Origin of the sequence: Pseudomonas fluorescens, assembly GCF_012974785.1 — a bacterium.
GTDB lineage: Bacteria > Pseudomonadota > Gammaproteobacteria > Pseudomonadales > Pseudomonadaceae > Aquipseudomonas > Aquipseudomonas fluorescens_BT.
The window spans coordinates 5,714,797-5,732,134 of record NZ_CP027561.1; the positions used below are offsets into that span (position 1 = coordinate 5,714,797).

Annotated in this window: 15 protein-coding genes and 1 tRNA gene; 12 read left to right on the top strand and 4 right to left on the bottom strand. The window is 60.6% G+C overall.

Annotation, left to right across the window (positions count from 1 at the left end):
• Positions 1 to 81 precede the first annotated feature (81 nt).
• From C6Y56_RS26120 to C6Y56_RS26175, 12 genes are all read left to right on the top strand, one after another.
• Positions 82 to 3,828: a bifunctional diguanylate cyclase/phosphodiesterase gene (locus C6Y56_RS26120; RefSeq protein WP_169432171.1), complete on the top strand. Its 3,747-nt coding sequence runs from the start codon at positions 82 to 84 to the stop codon at positions 3,826 to 3,828.
• A gap of 15 nt (positions 3,829 to 3,843) precedes the next feature.
• Positions 3,844 to 3,920: transfer RNA gene (locus C6Y56_RS26125), tRNA-Ile, on the top strand.
• Between the two features lie 56 nt (positions 3,921 to 3,976).
• Complete coding sequence (locus C6Y56_RS26130; RefSeq protein ID WP_169432172.1) at positions 3,977 to 4,438, top strand: Lrp/AsnC family transcriptional regulator; 462 nt, start codon at positions 3,977 to 3,979, stop codon at positions 4,436 to 4,438.
• A 146-nt stretch (positions 4,439 to 4,584) separates the two neighbouring features.
• Positions 4,585 to 6,267, top strand: coding sequence for a flavin monoamine oxidase family protein (locus C6Y56_RS26135; protein ID WP_085709206.1), 1,683 nt, complete (start codon positions 4,585 to 4,587; stop codon positions 6,265 to 6,267).
• Positions 6,268 to 6,279: 12 nt separating this feature from the next.
• Positions 6,280 to 7,074 (top strand): carbon-nitrogen hydrolase family protein, encoded by a 795-nt coding sequence (locus C6Y56_RS26140; protein ID WP_169432173.1) that lies wholly within the window; start codon positions 6,280 to 6,282, stop codon positions 7,072 to 7,074.
• A 38-nt stretch (positions 7,075 to 7,112) separates the two neighbouring features.
• Complete coding sequence (pqqF, locus tag C6Y56_RS26145; RefSeq protein ID WP_169432174.1) at positions 7,113 to 9,539, top strand: pyrroloquinoline quinone biosynthesis protein PqqF; 2,427 nt, start codon at positions 7,113 to 7,115, stop codon at positions 9,537 to 9,539.
• Between the two features lie 159 nt (positions 9,540 to 9,698).
• Positions 9,699 to 9,773 carry a pyrroloquinoline quinone precursor peptide PqqA gene (gene pqqA / locus C6Y56_RS26150; RefSeq protein WP_003444522.1) on the top strand — a complete coding sequence of 25 codons (75 nt, stop codon included), beginning with the start codon at positions 9,699 to 9,701 and terminating at the stop codon, positions 9,771 to 9,773.
• An 84-nt stretch (positions 9,774 to 9,857) separates the two neighbouring features.
• Positions 9,858 to 10,769 (top strand): pyrroloquinoline quinone biosynthesis protein PqqB, encoded by a 912-nt coding sequence (pqqB, locus tag C6Y56_RS26155; RefSeq protein WP_169432175.1) that lies wholly within the window; start codon positions 9,858 to 9,860, stop codon positions 10,767 to 10,769.
• Between the two features lie 21 nt (positions 10,770 to 10,790).
• Positions 10,791 to 11,543 (top strand): pyrroloquinoline-quinone synthase PqqC, encoded by a 753-nt coding sequence (gene pqqC, locus C6Y56_RS26160; RefSeq protein ID WP_166223334.1) that lies wholly within the window; start codon positions 10,791 to 10,793, stop codon positions 11,541 to 11,543.
• Positions 11,540 to 11,815 (top strand): pyrroloquinoline quinone biosynthesis peptide chaperone PqqD, encoded by a 276-nt coding sequence (gene pqqD / locus C6Y56_RS26165; protein ID WP_007959876.1) that lies wholly within the window; start codon positions 11,540 to 11,542, stop codon positions 11,813 to 11,815. The genes pqqC and pqqD overlap by 4 nt, the downstream gene beginning before the upstream one ends.
• Positions 11,787 to 12,959 carry a pyrroloquinoline quinone biosynthesis protein PqqE gene (gene pqqE, locus C6Y56_RS26170; protein ID WP_169432176.1) on the top strand — a complete coding sequence of 391 codons (1,173 nt, stop codon included), beginning with the start codon at positions 11,787 to 11,789 and terminating at the stop codon, positions 12,957 to 12,959. The genes pqqD and pqqE overlap by 29 nt, the downstream gene beginning before the upstream one ends.
• On the top strand, positions 12,925 to 14,733 hold the full coding sequence (locus tag C6Y56_RS26175) for a S9 family peptidase (protein WP_169432177.1): 1,809 nt from the start codon (positions 12,925 to 12,927) through the stop codon (positions 14,731 to 14,733). The genes pqqE and C6Y56_RS26175 overlap by 35 nt, the downstream gene beginning before the upstream one ends.
• A gap of 3 nt (positions 14,734 to 14,736) precedes the next feature.
• Here C6Y56_RS26175 and C6Y56_RS26180 read toward each other — a convergent pair whose 3' ends face one another.
• From C6Y56_RS26180 to C6Y56_RS26195, 4 genes are all read right to left on the bottom strand, one after another.
• Entirely contained in the window at positions 14,737 to 14,895 is a 159-nt protein-coding gene (locus C6Y56_RS26180; protein ID WP_065259115.1) for a YqaE/Pmp3 family membrane protein, read from the bottom strand.
• A gap of 107 nt (positions 14,896 to 15,002) precedes the next feature.
• Positions 15,003 to 15,323, bottom strand: a complete 321-nt coding sequence (locus tag C6Y56_RS26185; RefSeq protein WP_169432178.1) for a helix-turn-helix domain-containing protein — start codon at positions 15,321 to 15,323, stop codon at positions 15,003 to 15,005.
• A complete protein-coding gene (locus tag C6Y56_RS26190; protein WP_169432712.1) occupies positions 15,316 to 15,672 on the bottom strand; it encodes a type II toxin-antitoxin system RelE/ParE family toxin in 357 nt (118 codons plus the stop codon). The genes C6Y56_RS26185 and C6Y56_RS26190 overlap by 8 nt, the downstream gene beginning before the upstream one ends.
• A gap of 252 nt (positions 15,673 to 15,924) precedes the next feature.
• Positions 15,925 to 17,208: an aspartate aminotransferase family protein gene (locus tag C6Y56_RS26195; RefSeq protein ID WP_169432179.1), complete on the bottom strand. Its 1,284-nt coding sequence runs from the start codon at positions 17,206 to 17,208 to the stop codon at positions 15,925 to 15,927.
• Positions 17,209 to 17,338: the final 130 nt, after the last annotated feature.

Sequence of the window (17,338 nt, forward strand, 5' to 3'; positions counted from 1 at the left end):
ATATTAAATACCTCGCACTCCCCCCCTCGCGCACAGCCCGTCTACACTCGAAACATTCCCCCGAGCCATACCGAGACCGTTATGCCCAGACTGGCGTCCGTGCTCTTTTTGCTGTCACTGATGATCTGGACCGCAACGGCTGACGCGCTGACTCTGACCGACGAAGAACGTAGCTGGCTGGCGGCTCACCCGGATTTGCGCCTGGGTGTCGATGCTTCGTGGCCGCCATTCGAGTTTCGCGACGACCAGAACCGCTATCAGGGCCTGGCCGCGGACTATATCGACGTGATCCGCCAACGCCTGGCCATCAAACTTACGCCCGTCGAACCCTCAAGCTGGACAGCCGTGCTCGAACAGGCCAAAAACGGCACGATCGATCTGCTGCCGGGCATCATGTCCACCCCGGAACGTCAGAACTATCTGGCATTCACTCGCCCTTACCTGGACTTTCCGATCGTCATCCTCGCCCACGTCGGCGGTCCACAACCGCGCAAGATCGAGGAGCTGTATGGGCTGAAGATCGCGGTCGTCGAAAACTACGCCCCCCATGAGCTTCTGCGTACCCATCATCCCGATCTGAATCTGGTGGCCATGCCCAATGTCAGCTCGGCGTTGCAGGCCCTGGCCACCGATGAGGTGGACGCGGTGGTCGGCGACCTCGCCTCCAGTGTCTGGAGCCTGCGCCAGCTCAAGCTCGACGGGCTGTATGTCAGCGGCGAAACCCCTTATCGCTATCAATTGGCAATGGGGGTTCCCCGCGACAGCAAAATGCTGGTGGGCATTCTGGACAAAGTCCTGGCCGACATGTCCCCTGAGCAGATCAGCAGCATCCAGGAACACTGGGTGGGCAACGTCCTCGATCATCGGACATTCTGGTCGGATCTGCTGGTCTATGGCCTGCCAGGCCTGCTGTTGCTGGTGATCATCTTGGCAGTGGTGATCCGCATCAACCGCCGCTTGAGCTCGGAAATCGCCCGACGCATCGACCTCGAACAGGAACTGCGCAGCAGCGAATACCACTATCGCGGGCTGGTGGAGAGCCTGTCGGCCATTGCCTGGGAAGCACGAATCAGCGACTTCACCTACAGCTACGTGTCGCCCCATGCCGAAGACCTACTGGGTTATCCACTGTCGCACTGGCTGATTCCGGGCTTCTGGCGCAACATCATCCACCCCGCCGACCTGACCCGCGCACAGAGCTTCTGCGATCACGAGGTCCTCGCCGGGCGCGATCACAGTCTCGATTACCGGGTGATCACCGCTGATGGCCGCTGCCTGTGGGTGCGCGACATCGTCAGCCTCATCGAGCACGGCCACGAGCCGGTGATGCGCGGCCTGATGATCGATATCAGTGAAACCAAGCGTACTGAAGAGGCCCTGCGCCTGTCGGAGCAGAAGTTCGCCTCGGTGTTCCAGCAATGCCCGGATATTCTGGTCATCGCCCGGCTATCCGACGGCTGCCTGCTGGAAGTGAACGAAGCCTTTGAGGAACAGATCGGGCTCAAAGCCGAAGACGTCATTGGTCAGACTGCTACCGAACTCAATATCTGGGGCATTCCCGGCGTGGGTCCCGGCCTGCTGCAACGCCTGCAGGCCGGCAGCATTCGCAACCTGGAGATGCCCTTTCGTCGCAACAATGGGCAGGTGTTCACCGGGCTGATTTCCGCCGAACCGTTCGAGCTCGACACGACACCAGCGCTGGTCGTCGTGGTGCGCGACATTACGCAGCTCAAGGAAACCCAACAGCAGTTGCAAACCTCCGAAGAAAAGTTCGCCAAGGCCTTTCACGCCTCGCCGGACGGCCTGCTGCTGTCACGCCAGAGTGATGGTCTGTTGCTGGAGGTCAATGAAGGTTTCAGCCGCATCACCGGTTTCAACAGCGCCATGTCGGTGGATCGTTCGGCACTGGATCTGGGGATCTGGGTCAACCTCAACGAACGCAAACAGATGCTCGATCTGTTGCACCGTGACGGTTTCGTCCGTGACTTCAGTTGTCACATCCGCCGCAGCGACGGGCAGATCCGCCTCTGCGAAGTGTCCAGCCGGCCGCTGCCGATCGGCGACGAAGACTGCATGCTGACCATTGCCCGTGACATCACTGAACGCCACCTGATGCAGGAAAAATTGCAACAGGCCGCAACCGTCTTCGAAAGCACCGCCGAGGGCGTGCTGATTACCGACACCCAGCAGCACATCAGCGCAGTGAACCGCGCATTCACGGAAATTACCGGCTACAGCGAAAGCGAAGCGCTAGGCCATACCCCACGCCTGTTGGCTTCCGGGCTGCATGACAGCGCATTTTATGCGGCGATGTGGCACCAGTTGACCGACGAAGGCCACTGGCAAGGCGAAATCTCCAACCGGCGCAAGAATGGCGAGTTGTACCCCAGCTGGCTGACCATCAGCGCCGTGCGCAACCGCGACCGGTTCATCACTCACTTCGTCGCGGTGTTTGCCGATATTTCCAGCCTCAAGCACGCTCAGGCCAAACTCGATTACCAGGCCCACCATGACCCGCTGACCGGTCTGCCAAACCGGACACTGTTCGAAAGCCGCCTGTTGATGGCGCTGAACAGTCAGCAGGAAAACGACAGCCTGGGCGCGGTGTTGTTTCTCGATCTCGATCGTTTCAAGCACATCAACGACAGTCTCGGCCATCCGGTCGGCGACCTGCTGCTCAAAGGCATCGCCGTGCGCCTCAAGGAACAGCTTCGCGATATCGACACGGTGGCGCGGCTGGGCGGCGATGAATTCATCATCCTGCTACCGGGCCTGCAACAGGCCGCTGATGCAGACAACATTGCCACCAAACTGCTGAATTGCTTCGCCGCACCGTTTCAAGCCGGCGAGCATGAGTTCTTCATCAGCGCCAGCATCGGCACCAGCCTCTATCCCCGCGACGGCTGCGACGTCGCCACCCTGATCAAGAACGCCGACGCGGCGATGTATCGCTCCAAGGCCAAGGGTCGTAATCGCGTCGAAAGCTACACCCGGGACCTCACCGCCCAGGCCAGCGAGCGGGTGGCGCTGGAACATGAATTGCGCCGGGCCATCGAGCGGGAAGAGCTGTACCTCTACTACCAACCGAAAATCAGCCTCGACGATCACAGTCTGGTCGGGGCCGAAGCCCTGATCCGCTGGCGTCACCCGACCTTCGGCGAGGTGCCGCCGGAGCATTTCATCCCACTGGCGGAAGAGAACGGCATGATTCTGCAAATCGGCGACTGGGTGCTGGAAACCGCCTGTCGGCAAATGTTCGAATGGGGACAGATCTATGAATCCCTGGGCCCGTTGTCGGTCAACCTCGCCGGCGCGCAACTGCGCCAGCCGAACCTGTTGGGGCGCATCGAACAGCTGCTCAAGGACAACCGCCTGAGGCCGGATTTACTGCAACTGGAAATTACCGAAAACTTCATCATGAGCCAGGCCGAAGAGGCGCTGGCAGTGTTGCACCAACTCAAACACCTCGGCGTGCAACTGGCCATCGACGACTTCGGCACCGGTTATTCCTCGCTGAGTTATCTCAAGCGCCTGCCGCTGGATATCCTCAAGATCGACCAGTCTTTCGTCCGCGGCCTGCCTGACGATCCGCACGACGCGGCAATTGTCCGCGCCATCATCGCCCTGGGCCGCAGCATGCAATTCACCGTGATCGCCGAAGGCGTGGAAACCCAGGCCCAACAACAATTCCTCACCACCGAGGGCTGCGAACAGATCCAGGGCTACATCGTCAGCCTGCCGCTGCCACCCGAAGAGTTCGCCGCGACGTTTCTTCGTATAGCCGTATCAGATTTTTCGGATAGCACAGCCGAGAAACCGTCGCTATAATCCGCGGCCTACTGAGGGCCTATAGCTCAGTTGGTTAGAGCAGAGGACTCATAATCCTTTGGTCCACGGTTCAAGTCCGTGTGGGCCCACCAAACATCAAAAAGCCGCACATATGTGCGGCTTTTTCGTATCTGCGTGGAGAAGTCCCTTGTCCGACATCCGCCCACCCGTTCTTGATGAAATCGACCGCCAGTTGATTGCCGCCCTGCAAATCAATGCCCGCGAAAGCGTGGCAATGCTCGCCCGGCAGCTCGGCATTGCCCGCACCACGGTCACCTCACGTCTCGCACGACTGGAAAAGGCCAAAGTCATCACTGGCTACGGCGTGCGTCTGGGCCAGCGTGTCGTGGATGGCGGGTTGCAGGCCTATGTCGGGATCAAGGTGCAGCCGCGCTCCGGCAAAGAGGTACTGCGACGGTTGAGTGCGATGGCCCAGGTGCAGCAGCTGTGTGCGGTGAGTGGCGAATTTGATTACGTGGCGTGGCTGCGTACCGACTCGCCAGAACAGCTGGATCAACTGCTGGATCAGATCGGCAGCGTAGACGGCGTGGACAAGACCACGACCTCGATCATCCTCAGCAGCAAAATCGATCGCGGGCATCCAGTCTGACCAACATTGTCGTCATATTGCAGCAGCAACACTCAAATCGACGACACTTTGCGTCTTATTAACGTGTTCTACGCTCCCTAGAATGGCTGGCATCTTTTCCTATACTCAGACGCGCATCCGGCGTCGGGTCGCCAGCAAGGTCAGCCATGAACAAGAACAATCGCCATCCTGCAGACGGTAAGAAACCGATCACCATTTTCGGCCCGGACTTTCCGTTCGCCTTCGACGACTGGATCGAACACCCGGCCGGTCTGGGTAGCATTCCCGAGCACAACCACGGTGCCGAAGTTGCAATCGTCGGTGCCGGCATCGCAGGTCTGGTGGCGGCTTACGAACTGATGAAACTCGGTTTGAAACCGGTCGTTTATGAGGCCTCGAAGCTCGGCGGCCGTCTGCGCTCCCAGGCATTCAACGGCACTGACGGCATCGTCGCCGAGCTCGGCGGCATGCGCTTCCCGGTATCCTCCACCGCGTTCTATCACTACGTCGACAAACTCGGTCTGGAAACCAAACCCTTCCCCAACCCGCTGACCCCGGCCTCCGGCAGTACCGTGATCGACCTGGAAGGCAAAACCCATTACGCACAGAGCCTGAAGGATCTTCCTGCACTGTTCCAGGAAGTGGCTGACGCCTGGGCCGACGCTCTGGAGGCCGGCTCGCAGTTTGCCGATATCCAGCAAGCGATCCGCGACCGCGATGTGCCGCGCCTCAAAGAGCTGTGGAACACCCTGGTGCCGCTGTGGGACGACCGCACGTTCTACGACTTCGTCGCCACCTCGAAAGCCTTCGCCAAACTGTCGTTCCATCACCGTGAAGTGTTCGGCCAGGTCGGTTTCGGCACCGGTGGCTGGGACTCGGACTTCCCCAACTCGATGCTGGAAATCTTCCGCGTGGTGATGACCAACTGCGACGACCACCAACACCTGGTGGTCGGCGGTGTGGAACAAGTGCCACAAGGCATCTGGCGTCATGCGCCGGAACGCTGCGTACACTGGCCGCAAGGCACCAGCCTCAAGTCGCTGCACCACGGCGCGCCACGTTCCGGGGTGAAGAAAATTGCCCACGCGCCTGACGGGCGCTTCGCGGTCACCGACAACAACGGCGACACCCGCGAATACGCCGCCGTACTCACCACCTGTCAGAGCTGGCTGCTGACCACCCAGATCGAGTGCGACGAAACCCTGTTCTCGCAAAAAATGTGGATGGCCCTCGACCGCACGCGCTACATGCAATCGTCGAAGACCTTCGTGATGGTTGACCGTCCGTTCTGGAAGGACAAGGACCCGGAAACCGGCCGCGACCTGATGAGCATGACCCTCACCGATCGCCTGACCCGTGGCACCTATCTGTTCGACAACGGTGACGACAAGCCAGGCGTGATCTGCCTGTCGTACTCGTGGATGAGCGATGCGCTGAAAATGCTCCCGCATCCGGTGGAAAAACGCGTGAAACTGGCGCTCGATGCGTTGAAGAAGATCTACCCGAAAGTCGACATCGCCGCGCGGATCATCGGCGATCCGATCACCGTATCCTGGGAAGCCGACCCGCATTTCCTCGGTGCATTCAAAGGCGCCCTGCCCGGTCACTATCGCTATAACCAGCGCATGTACGCACATTTCATGCAGGACGACATGCCGCCGGAGCAGCGCGGGATTTTCATCGCCGGCGACGACGTATCGTGGACGCCAGCCTGGGTTGAAGGCGCGGTACAAACGTCGCTCAATGCGGTGTGGGGAATCATGAAGCACTTCGGCGGGTCCACACATAAAGAGAACCCCGGCCCGGGTGATGTGTTCAACGACATCGGCCCGATCGCCCTGCCCGAGTAAGAGGAATCCCCGATGCGTGTTGCCCTTTACCAATGTCCACCTTTGCCCCTGGAACCGGCCGCCAACCTCCAGCGCCTGCATCAACTGGCGATGGAGGCCAAAGGCGCCGATCTGCTGGTGGTGCCGGAGATGTTCCTGACCGGCTACAACATCGGCAAGGAAGCGGTCGCGACATTGGCCGAGGTCTATAACGGTGAGTGGGCGCAGCAGGTTGGACGGATCGCCAAGGCTGCCGGCCTGGCGATTCTCTATGGATACCCGGAGCGCACCGCCGAAGGACAGATTTACAACGCCGTGCAGTTGATCGATTCGAACGGCGAGCGCCTGTGCAATTACCGTAAAACGCACCTGTTCGGCGATCTGGACCGTTCGATGTTCAGCCCCGGCGATGGCGAGTTTCCCATCGTCGAGCTCAACGGCTGGAAGCTCGGTTTCCTGATCTGCTACGACCTGGAATTCCCGGAAAACGCCCGGCGCCTGGCCCTTGAAGGTGCCGAGCTGATCCTGGTGCCGACCGCCAACATGATTCCTTTCGATTTCATTGCCGATGTTTCCGTGCGCTCCCGCGCCTTTGAGAACCAGTGCTACGTGGCTTACGCCAACTACTGCGGCCACGAAGGCGATATCCATTACTGCGGGCAAAGCAGCATTGCCGCACCGGATGGCAGCCGTATCGCCCAGGCCGGACTGGACGAAGCCTTGATCGTCGGTGAGCTGGATCGCCAGTTGATGATCGATTCGCGTAACGCCAACCGCTACTTCAACGACCGCCGCCCCGAACTTTACGACGCGCTCAACAAGCGCTAATCCGCTAGCATTGGCACTTCACTGTTCTGGAAGTGCCCATGCCTGCGCCGACTCACCCCCGCCCTCACACCGAAACCCTGGCCAACGGCTTGCGCGTGACCCTGCGTCGCGTGCCCGGCCTCAAGCGCAGCGCCGCTGCGTTGCGAGTGGCTGCCGGCAGTCATGACGTGCCGTTGGCGTGGCCGGGGCTGGCGCATTTCCTTGAGCATTTGCTGTTCCTCGGCACCGAGCGTTTTCCTGTGCAGCAAGGGCTGATGGCCTATGTGCAAGGTCACGGCGGCCAAGTGAATGCGAGCACCCGTGAGCGCACCACCGATTTCTTCTTTGAGTTGCCGCCAGCGTCCTTCAGTGGCGGGCTGGAGCGTCTGTCAGACATGCTCGCCCGGCCGCGTATGAATCCGGACGATCAGTTGCGGGAACGGGAAGTGTTGCAGGCGGAGTTTGTCGCGTGGTCCCAGGATGCTGCGGCTCAGCAGAAAGAGGCACTGTTCGAGGGATTGTCGGCAGCGCATCCTTTGCGCGGCTTTCATGCCGGGAACCGCGACACGCTGCCGGTAGAAGAGGCGGAGTTTCAGCAGGCACTGAAAGATTTCCATCGGCAGTTTTACCGCACCGGGCAGATGACCCTGAGTCTGGTCGGGCCGCAGAGCGTTGAAGAGCTGCGCACGCTGGCCGAACAGTTTGCCGCCACGCTGACGCCTGGGGATAAAACTGCACAGGCAGCCCCCGTTCGCTTGATGGACAACCCACAGGCAAGTTATCAACAGGTCGGCGAGCGATGCGGCAATCTGCTGGTAGCGCTGGAGGATCTGCCGGAGTCGTCGGCCGAAGCGCTGGCGTTTCTCTGCCACTGGTTGAACAGCACCAAACCCGGTGGGTTGCTCGCGCATTTGCAGCAGCTGGGTCTCGCTGACAGCCTGCAAGCCTGCGTGCAGTACCAGTTCGCAGGGCAAGCCTTGCTGCATCTTCAGTTCACTGCACCCAGCGGGTCACTCGATGCCATTCGCGAGCAATGGCTGGATTGGCTGAGTTTCTTCGCCGAACAGCAGGACTGGCCGGCATTGCGTGAGGAATATTCGGCGCAGCTTCAGCGTCAGCAGCAGGTCAGTGGCGCGCTGCAACGGGCGCGACTCGACAGCGAACAACTCGAAAGCGGCCTCTCCGAATCGGCGGTTGCAGCGCTCAAAGTGATTCTCGGCAAAATCGGCATTGTGGATAACTTCAGCAGTCACTGGCATCTGCCCACTGCCAATCCGTTCCTGCGCGCAGCAGAACCGCTGGCCAACGCCGGCCTGATTCGCGGCCAGACCAGCGCCCACCGAGGCCTGCGCACGTTTGCTCAGGATCGCTCGCGCAGCCGCCGCGAACGCTCGCCGATGCAATTCAGCCAGGCGCTGCCGGATAACGGCGACGAAGGTGCGGTGTATGTGCGCTGGCAGACGGAAGCAGCGGCCACGGCCGAGCTGCAAGCGAAACTGCAACGCAGTCTGCGGGAGGTGTCTGACGACGCGCGTCAGGCCGGGGTCGAGCTCTCGTTCAGCACCACGGGGAATCAGTGGATATTGAAGGTGACCGGTCTGCAGGACGTACTACCCGGCGTCCTGGAGCATGCGCTGAAACATCTGACGCAAGTTGACGCTGATTCCGCGACAAACGAGCCGGACGTGCCGTCGATGCCGATCCGCCAATTGCTCAAGGCATGGCCCGAGCACTGTCTTCCAGCGGTTGTGCAATCCGACGACGCCAATCAGCTGTGGGCAACTTCCCGTTGGGATGGCCTGGCCCTGTGTCTCGATGCCCAGACCCAATCGGCCATGGGGCTGGCCCTGAGTCGCATTCCAGGCAAGCCAGACAACGAAATACCAACCCCGTCGGCAGTCCACGCCCACTACCGATGGAGTCAGATCGACACCGCCTCCAGCGAACACGCATTGCTGCTGTTCTGCCCGACCGCCAGCCCGAACATAGCCGACGAAGCCGCATGGCGTTTTCTCGCGCACCTGTGCCACACGCCGTACTATCAGCGGCTACGGGGCGAGTTGCAGCTGGGATACGCGGTGTTCAGCGCCTTCAGACAGGCGCATGGCCAGAGTGGATGGCAGTTCGGCGTGCAATCGCCGACAGTCACTCCTGAGCAACTGCTGGGCCACGTTCAAGCGTTTATCGAAGGCATTCCCGCGCTGATCGAGAAAATCGATGACGCGCTGTTCATCGAGCAGCGCCAGATCCTCGCCGCGCATCTGGATGCCGATGTCCTGCCCGCCAAAGACGCTGCCGAACTTCTGTGGCAGGCAAAACTGGCTGGCCACTCGTCGGATTACCTGGATCAACTGAGCAAGGCCATCACTCAACTGGATCGCCCGGCATTGCAAGCCGCCGCACAGCGCCTGATCCGCGCCGAAGGCGGCTGGCACGGCATGGCCAACAGACCTGCGCCAGGCGCGCCATGGCAAGCGACAAAATGATCATTACCGGGGCTGCAAGGAGCTTTCTCAAAGATTCACGGGCAAACCCCCTGAAATTTTGAGTAACATAGCCACCTAACTATTTGGAACATCCCTGCGCTGCCGTGGACTATACCTATGGATAGCGCTATCTCACCCACCTGAAAAAGGAGTCACCCGATGGCCTGGACCAAACCTGCTTACACCGACCTGCGCATCGGCTTCGAAGTCACCATGTACTTCGCCAGCCGCTGAGTCCTGCCTCAAGCAGAACACTGCAGTGCAACGCCTCGGCTCGCCGGGGCGTTTTATTTTCAGCGTTGAAATGATGGAGCGTTCATGTTCGTCCAGATTCTGGGTTCGGCCGCCGGTGGCGGTTTTCCGCAGTGGAACTGCAACTGCGTCAATTGCGCCGGTTTTCGCGACGGCAGCCTGAATGCCCAGGCCCGTACCCAATCGTCCATCGCGATTTCCGATGACGGCGTGAACTGGGTGCTGTGCAATGCCTCGCCGGACATCCGCGCGCAGCTTCAGAGCTTCGCCCCGATGCAACCGGGCCGTGCCCTGCGTGACACCGGCATCAGCGCGATCATCCTGATGGACAGCCAGATCGACCACACCACCGGCCTGCTCAGCCTGCGCGAAGGCTGCCCGCATCAGGTCTGGTGCACGGACATGGTCCACGAGGACCTGAGCACCGGTTTCCCGCTGTTCACCATGCTCAAGCACTGGAACGGCGGGCTGGACTGGAACCGCATCGAACTCGACCAGAGCTTCACCGTCGCCGCCTGCCCGAATTTGCGCTTCACCCCGCTGCCGCTGCGCAGCGCGGCACCGCCCTACTCGCCGCACCGCTTCGATCCGCACCCGGGCGACAACATCGGCCTGATCGTCGAAGACCTCAGCACCGGCGGCAAGCTGTTCTATGCGCCAGGTCTGGGCAAGGTCGATGCGCCGTTGCTGGAAATCATGGCCGACAGCGACTGCGTGCTGGTGGACGGAACGATGTGGGACGACGATGAAATGCAGCGCCGTGGCGTTGGCACCCGCACCGGCGGCGAAATGGGTCACCTCGCCCAGAAAGGTCCCGGCGGCATGCTCGAAGTGCTGGAACAGCTTCCCGAGCAGCGCAAGGTGCTTATCCACATCAACAACACCAACCCGATTCTCGACGAAGACTCCCCGGAGCGCGCGGAACTGGTGCGACGCAATGTTGAAGTGGCGTATGACGGCATGAGCATTGTCCTGTAACGAATGGCCCGGAGAACCGCAATGACCGACACCCCGCTGTCCCCCGCCGAATTCGAAGCGGCCCTGCGCGCCAAGGGCGCCTACTACCACATCTATCACCCGTATCACGTGGCGATGTATGAAGGCCGGGCCACCCGCGAGCAGATTCAGGGCTGGGTCGCCAACCGCTTCTACTATCAGGTGAACATTCCCCTGAAAGACGCGGCAATCCTCGCCAACTGCCCGGATCGCGAGATCCGCCGCGAGTGGATCCAGCGCCTGCTCGACCACGATGGCGCCCCCGGTGAGGACGGCGGCATCGAAGCCTGGCTGCGCCTCGGCCAGGCCGTCGGTCTCGACCCGGATCAATTGCGTTCCCAGGAGCTGGTGCTGCCCGGCGTACGCTTCGCCGTCGACGCCTACGTCAACTTCGCCCGCCGCGCCAGTTGGCAGGAAGCTGCCAGCAGCTCGCTGACCGAGCTGTTCGCGCCGCAGATCCACCAGTCGCGCCTCGACAGCTGGCCGCAGCATTACCCGTGGATCGACCCGGCGGGTTACGAATATTTCCGCACCCGTCTCGGCCAGGCCCGACGCGATGTCGAGCATGGCCTGGCGATCACGCTGGAGCACTACAAGACCCGCGAAGGTCAAGAGCGCATGCTGGAAATTCTCCAGTTCAAACTGGACATCCTTTGGAGCATGCTCGATGCCATGAGCATGGCCTACGAACTGAACCGCCCGCCGTATCACAGCGTCACCGATCAACGGGTCTGGCATAAAGGAATCGCCTTATGAGTTTCGACCGCAGCAAGACCCCGACCTGGCGTCCCGGCTACCGTTTCCAGTACGAACCGGCGCAGAAAGGCCACGTGCTGCTGTACCCGGAAGGCATGATCAAGCTCAACGAAAGTGCCGCACTGATCGGCGGCCTGATCGACGGTGAGCGGGATGTCGCGGCGATCATCGCCGAACTCGACAGACAGTTCCCCGGCGTACCCGAGCTCGGTGACGACATCGAGCAATTCATGGAGGTTGCCCGTGCGCAGCACTGGATCGAACTTGCCTGAGACATCGGCGCAAGTCCCGGCCAAACCGGAAGTCGGCCTGCCGCTGTGGCTGCTCGCCGAACTGACCTACCGTTGCCCGCTGCAATGCCCGTACTGCTCCAATCCACTGGACTTCGCCGAGCAGGGCAAAGAGCTGAGCACCGAACAGTGGATCAAGGTATTTCGCGAAGCGCGGGAGATGGGTGCGGCGCAACTGGGCTTTTCCGGGGGCGAGCCGCTGGTGCGCCAGGACCTTGCCGAGCTGATTCGTGAGGCGCGTCAGTTGGGTTTTTACACCAACCTGATTACCTCAGGCATCGGCCTGACCGAGCAGAAGATCAGCGACTTCAAGAAGGCCGGGCTCGATCACATCCAGATCAGCTTCCAGGCCAGCGACGAGCAAGTGAACAACCTGCTCGCGGGCTCGAAAAAAGCCTTCGCGCAGAAGCTGGAAATGGCCCGCGCCGTGAAGGCCCACGGCTACCCGATGGTGCTGAACTTCGTCACCCATCGGCACAACATCGACAAGATCGACCGCATCATCGAGCTGTGCATCGCTCTGGAAGCGGATTTCGTCGAGCTCGCCACCTGCCAGTTCTACGGCTGGGCACAGCTCAATCGTGTCGGCCTGTTGCCGACCAAAGAGCAACTGGTCCGCGCCGAACGCATCACCAACGAATACCGCGCCAGACTGGAAGCCGAAGGGCATCCGTGCAAGCTGATTTTCGTCACCCCGGACTATTACGAAGAACGTCCGAAAGCCTGCATGAATGGCTGGGGCAGTCTGTTTCTGACGGTCACACCGGACGGCACCGCCCTGCCCTGTCATGGCGCCCGACAGCTGCCGGTACAATTTCCCAATGTGCGCGACCACAGCATGCAGCACATCTGGTACGACTCGTTCGGCTTCAACCGCTTTCGCGGCTATGACTGGATGCCCGAGCCGTGCCGCTCCTGTGACGAGAAAGAACAGGACTTCGGCGGCTGCCGCTGCCAGGCGTTCATGCTTACGGGCGATGCCAGCAACGCCGACCCGGTGTGCAGCAAGTCCGAACATCACGGCGTGATCCTCAAGGCCCGCGAAGAAGCCGAGCACGCCACCCAGACCATCGAACAACTGGCCTTTCGCAATGAACGAAACTCGCGCCTCATCGCCAAAGGCTGAGCCTTTCAGCGCTACCGCCGCCGTTGCTGCCGGCGTGGATTTCGCCGAATTGCAGCTCGGCGCCCAGGGTTTGTTCTGGAATGAATATCGCCCGGCAGACGCTGCCTGCCGGATCTGGCACTGGCACGATGGCGTAGCGAAATGTCTGACGCCTGCGGGCTTCAGCGTGCGCAGCCGGGTGTACGAATATGGTGGGGGGGCGTTTTGTCTGACGCCTGACGGGATTGTTTTCGTCAACGAGGCAGATCAACAGCTTTACCGGCAGACACTGGATGGCGCGCCCGAAGCTCTGACGACGGGTGAGTGCCGATATGGCGATCTGCATTTTGCCAACGGGCAGGTCCTGGCCGTAGAAGAGAACGGTGATCGCCATCGGTTGGTGGCCATTGATCTGGTTAACGGCACCGAGAGTTTGCTGGCAGAAGGTGCGGATTTCTATGCGGCACCGATCATCAGCCCGGACTGCCAGCGCCTGGCGTGGATCGAATGGAGCCGCCCGCATCAGCCGTGGACCGCCACCCGTTTGATGATCGCCAAGCGAACCGATAACGGCTTTTCCGCCCCTCATTGCGTGGCCGGAGAAACGCTGGAAGAGTCGATCCAGCAACCCCGTTTCGATGCCAGCGGACGACTGGGCTGCCTGACCGACCGTGGCGGATATTGGCAACCGTGGGTCGAGTCTGCAGAAGGATTGCAACCACTGCGTTGCGCCCCGGCCGATCACGCGCCAGCCCCATGGCAACTTGGCGGTTGCACTTGGCTGCCCACCGACGAAGGATTCCTGGCCAGTTGGAGTGAAGGCGGTTTCGGGCGTCTGGCGCTTAACGGCGAAGACTTCACCGGCGACTACAGCCGCTTCCGTCATCTGGCGGTCGATGATCAGTTCATTTACTGCATCGCCGCTTCACCAATCAGCCCTTCAGCCGTGATCGCCATTGATCGCGAGTCGCGTGAAGTGAAAATCCTCGCCGGCGGCGTTGCTCCGCTTCCCGCCGAGCGCATCAGCCAACCGCAAACCCTGTGTTATCCCAGCGGCTCGGGCCAGGCTCACGGCTTCTTTTATCCGGCCACCCATGGTGATGAAAAACCGCCCCTGGTGGTGTTCATCCACGGCGGTCCGACGTCGGCCTGCTATCCGCTGCTGGATCCGCGCATCCAGTACTGGACGCAACGCGGCTTCGCCGTGGCCGACCTCAACTACCGAGGCAGCAGCGGCTATGGCCGGGAGTATCGAAAGGCGCTGCATCTGAGTTGGGGAGCAGTGGATGTCGAGGATGCCTGCGCAGTGGTGGCCTATCTGGCCGAACGCGGCATGATCGACGGCGAGCGTGCATTCATCCGTGGCGGCAGCGCCGGTGGCTACACCACGCTTTGTGCATTGGCGTTCCACCAGGTGTTCCGCGCCGGCGCCAGCCTCTACGGCGTCAGCGACCCGGTAGCTCTGGGCCGTGCAACACACAAGTTCGAAGGTGATTATCTGGACTGGCTGATCGGCGATCCCGAGCAAGACGGCGAACGCTATGCCGCCCGCACGCCGTTGCTGCACGCCGGCAACATTCGCGTGCCGGTGATTTTCTTCCAGGGTGAGCTGGACGCCGTGGTCGTGCCGCAACAGACCCGCGACATGGTCGCAGCCCTGGAGCAAAACGGCATTGAGGTCGAAGCGCATTACTACGCCGACGAACGCCACGGCTTCCGCCGGGCCGCGAACCAGGCCCACGCGCTGGAGCAGGAATGGCGCTTCTACCGGCAAGTGATGGGCCTGGCCGATTGAAACTCAGCGCTTGGCGATGATGTACACCGCGTGCACGATCCCCGGGATGTAACCGCACAGCGTCAGCAGAATGTTCAGCCAGAACGCGCCGCCGAACCCGACCTGAAGAAACACACCCAGTGGCGGCAAGATAATGGCGATGATGATGCGGATAAAGTCCATGGGGCAGCTCCTGATTGGGGGTTGGCTCGACTGAGCCATACAAGCTAATCGACCTGCGCCGTTTGTCAGGGTTCAGTGCTATCGCCAGACAGAGTGCGCAAGACCACTCAAGCCAGTATTTGCAGACCGTGTTTCTGCACAATGCTGAGCAGCTTCAAAGCCATTCCGCTTGGATGCTTATCCCCTGATTCCCATTGTTTAACAGTCGAAGCACTGGTGTTCAAATAACGCGCGAACACTGGCTGGCTGACGTTGTTAAGCTCACGCAATGCCTTGATCTGCTCCGCCGGGATCGCATCCGGGACCGCAGCAAGGCACGACTCATCAAACTCACGCATCGTTGCCTTGCTGATCGCACCGACTGCATGCAGGGCGCTGGCCGACCCGTGCACTGATTCAAATACGTCACTCTTGAATTTTTTACTCATGAGTTATCTCCACAAACGCCTTCATGACCAACAAGCCTTGAATCTGCTCTTCGGTAAGTTGTGCATAGGCTTTCGCCAGTTTGCGCAGCTCCTTCAACTCTGCAGAATTGATATTGCTCCGATCCTTTTTGGCGAACAGCACCTGATAAATCCAGTAACGCCCGCCCTTGGCCAGAACAATTGAACGGTGGCGGTTTTCGTTCAGGCGCTTCTTCCAGACTCCGCCTCCCAGATTGTCCGCTTGCCCATCGAGCATCTCGGCAAAAGCCTCGCGAAGCTCGTCGTCGGTGATCCATGCTTTGTTGGCCTGTATCGCAAAACCTTTTGTCTTGAACAACCTGAACGACATCGGTATCCCTTCCAAAAAAACATACCACTCAGTGGTATAGATTACAAAGCCTGCCTTGCGACAAGGGTGTTCCGCCAGCTTCGGCAATCCTTGCCGAAGCCCATTAAATAAACACTGCAGCGGCGGTCCCTCAAGCAATAAACCGCGATGGAAAAACCCGGCCACAAAAAAACGCCCCACGCCAAAAGAATCAGGCGTGGGGCGTGCGTTATACCGCGAGACGGTTCTTGAATTCGGGTGGGAAACTTCAGCTCAGACGGCAATCCCTTTGCGGCATTGCAGTTGCGCGGTGCGTACCCGGGAGAAAGCTCGGGCCAGACGCAGGAGCATTTCGTCGATGTTGGCCTTGCTGACGGTCAGTGCCGGGGTGAAGCGCAGACAGTTGGCTTGTGGAGCGTTGAGCAGCAAGCCTTCATGGAGGGCGGCTTTGACGACAGCCTCGGCGGAGTCTTCCGACAGCGTCAGCCCCCAGAACAGACCCTGCCCGCGCAACTCGCCATGTTCATAACGACGGGCCAGACGAGCGAGCCCTTCGCGCAAATGCTGGCCGTTGTCCCGGATCTGTTCGAGGAATGCGCGATCCTGCACGCTGTCGAGCACCACCAGCCCTGCGGCGGTCATCAGCGCGTTGCCGTGATGAGTGCCGCCCAATTCGCCGGGCTCGAAACAGCACGCCTTGCCTCGCGCCAGCAATGCAGCCAGTGGAACGCCACCGCCGAGGCCCTTGCCGAGCACGACGATATCGGCGCGCACGCCGTAGGACTGTTCGGCGAGCAAGGTGCCGCAGCGGCCGATGCCGGTCTGCACTTCGTCGAGGATCAGCAGAATCCCCAGTTCACGGCACAGGCGTTCGACGCCCTTGAGGTAATGCTCGGTCGCAGGAACCACACCGGCATCGCTCTGGATTGGCTCAAGCATGATCGCCACGGTCTGCGCATCGACTGCGGCATGCAGCGCCGGCAGATCATTGAACGGCACCAGATCGAAACCCGGCAGCAGCGGCGCGAAGCGATTGTGCAGATTGCAACTGTCCGACGCCGAAATCGTCGCCAGACTGCGTCCGTGACAGCCTTGTCTGGCGACAATGATCCGCGAGGCGCCACCACGATGCAGTTGACCCCATTTGCGCGCCAATTTGATCGCGGCTTCACAAGCTTCGCTGCCACTGTTGAGCAGATACGCCTGATCGCTGGAAGTGCTGGCACACAAACGCTCGGTGAGGCTGAGCATGCCGCGGTTGTGCAGATTGAATCCGGGATTGATCAGGGCCTGTGCCTGGCTGGCAATGGCTTTGACCAGCGCCGAAGGGCTGTGGCCGAGGCTGTTGGCGCCACCGGCCTGGGAAAAGTCCAGGTAGGCGCGGTCATTGCTGTCCCACAACCAGGAGCCCTGGCCGCGAACGAAAACCTGTTGCGGGCGTTCCACGCCAGGCATCAGGCGCTCGGCATTCAGGCCATCAGCGGCGGTCGATTCATGGGTTTCAAAAGCCAGGTCATCAAGGCTCGGCGTCTGACGCCGCAAACTGAACAGATTCATTGAAAAAGACCTCGATCGAGGTTTTTTGAACTGCCTATGCAAACACTTTCAAAACAAACGCTGGTCATTGCGCTTTCCGGCCCTGTAAGCCTTGTGAATGCGGTTAGACTAGGCCTGTTCTCGGCGTCGA

Excerpts from the sequence above, each read along its gene's own strand:
- C6Y56_RS26120 (WP_169432171.1), top strand. The coding sequence starts at position 82 with ATGCCCAGACTGGCGTCCGTGCTCTTTTTGCTGTCACTGATGATCTGG.
- C6Y56_RS26135 (WP_085709206.1), top strand. The coding sequence starts at position 4,585 with ATGAACAAGAACAATCGCCATCCTGCAGACGGTAAGAAACCGATCACC.
- C6Y56_RS26140 (WP_169432173.1), top strand. The coding sequence starts at position 6,280 with ATGCGTGTTGCCCTTTACCAATGTCCACCTTTGCCCCTGGAACCGGCC.
- pqqF (WP_169432174.1), top strand. The coding sequence starts at position 7,113 with ATGCCTGCGCCGACTCACCCCCGCCCTCACACCGAAACCCTGGCCAAC.
- pqqB (WP_169432175.1), top strand. The coding sequence starts at position 9,858 with ATGTTCGTCCAGATTCTGGGTTCGGCCGCCGGTGGCGGTTTTCCGCAG.
- pqqC (WP_166223334.1), top strand. The coding sequence starts at position 10,791 with ATGACCGACACCCCGCTGTCCCCCGCCGAATTCGAAGCGGCCCTGCGC.
- pqqD (WP_007959876.1), top strand. The coding sequence starts at position 11,540 with ATGAGTTTCGACCGCAGCAAGACCCCGACCTGGCGTCCCGGCTACCGT.
- C6Y56_RS26175 (WP_169432177.1), top strand. The coding sequence starts at position 12,925 with ATGAACGAAACTCGCGCCTCATCGCCAAAGGCTGAGCCTTTCAGCGCT.
- C6Y56_RS26180 (WP_065259115.1), bottom strand. The coding sequence starts at position 14,895 with ATGGACTTTATCCGCATCATCATCGCCATTATCTTGCCGCCACTGGGT.
- C6Y56_RS26185 (WP_169432178.1), bottom strand. The coding sequence starts at position 15,323 with ATGAGTAAAAAATTCAAGAGTGACGTATTTGAATCAGTGCACGGGTCG.
- C6Y56_RS26190 (WP_169432712.1), bottom strand. The coding sequence starts at position 15,672 with ATGTCGTTCAGGTTGTTCAAGACAAAAGGTTTTGCGATACAGGCCAAC.
- C6Y56_RS26195 (WP_169432179.1), bottom strand. The coding sequence starts at position 17,208 with ATGAATCTGTTCAGTTTGCGGCGTCAGACGCCGAGCCTTGATGACCTG.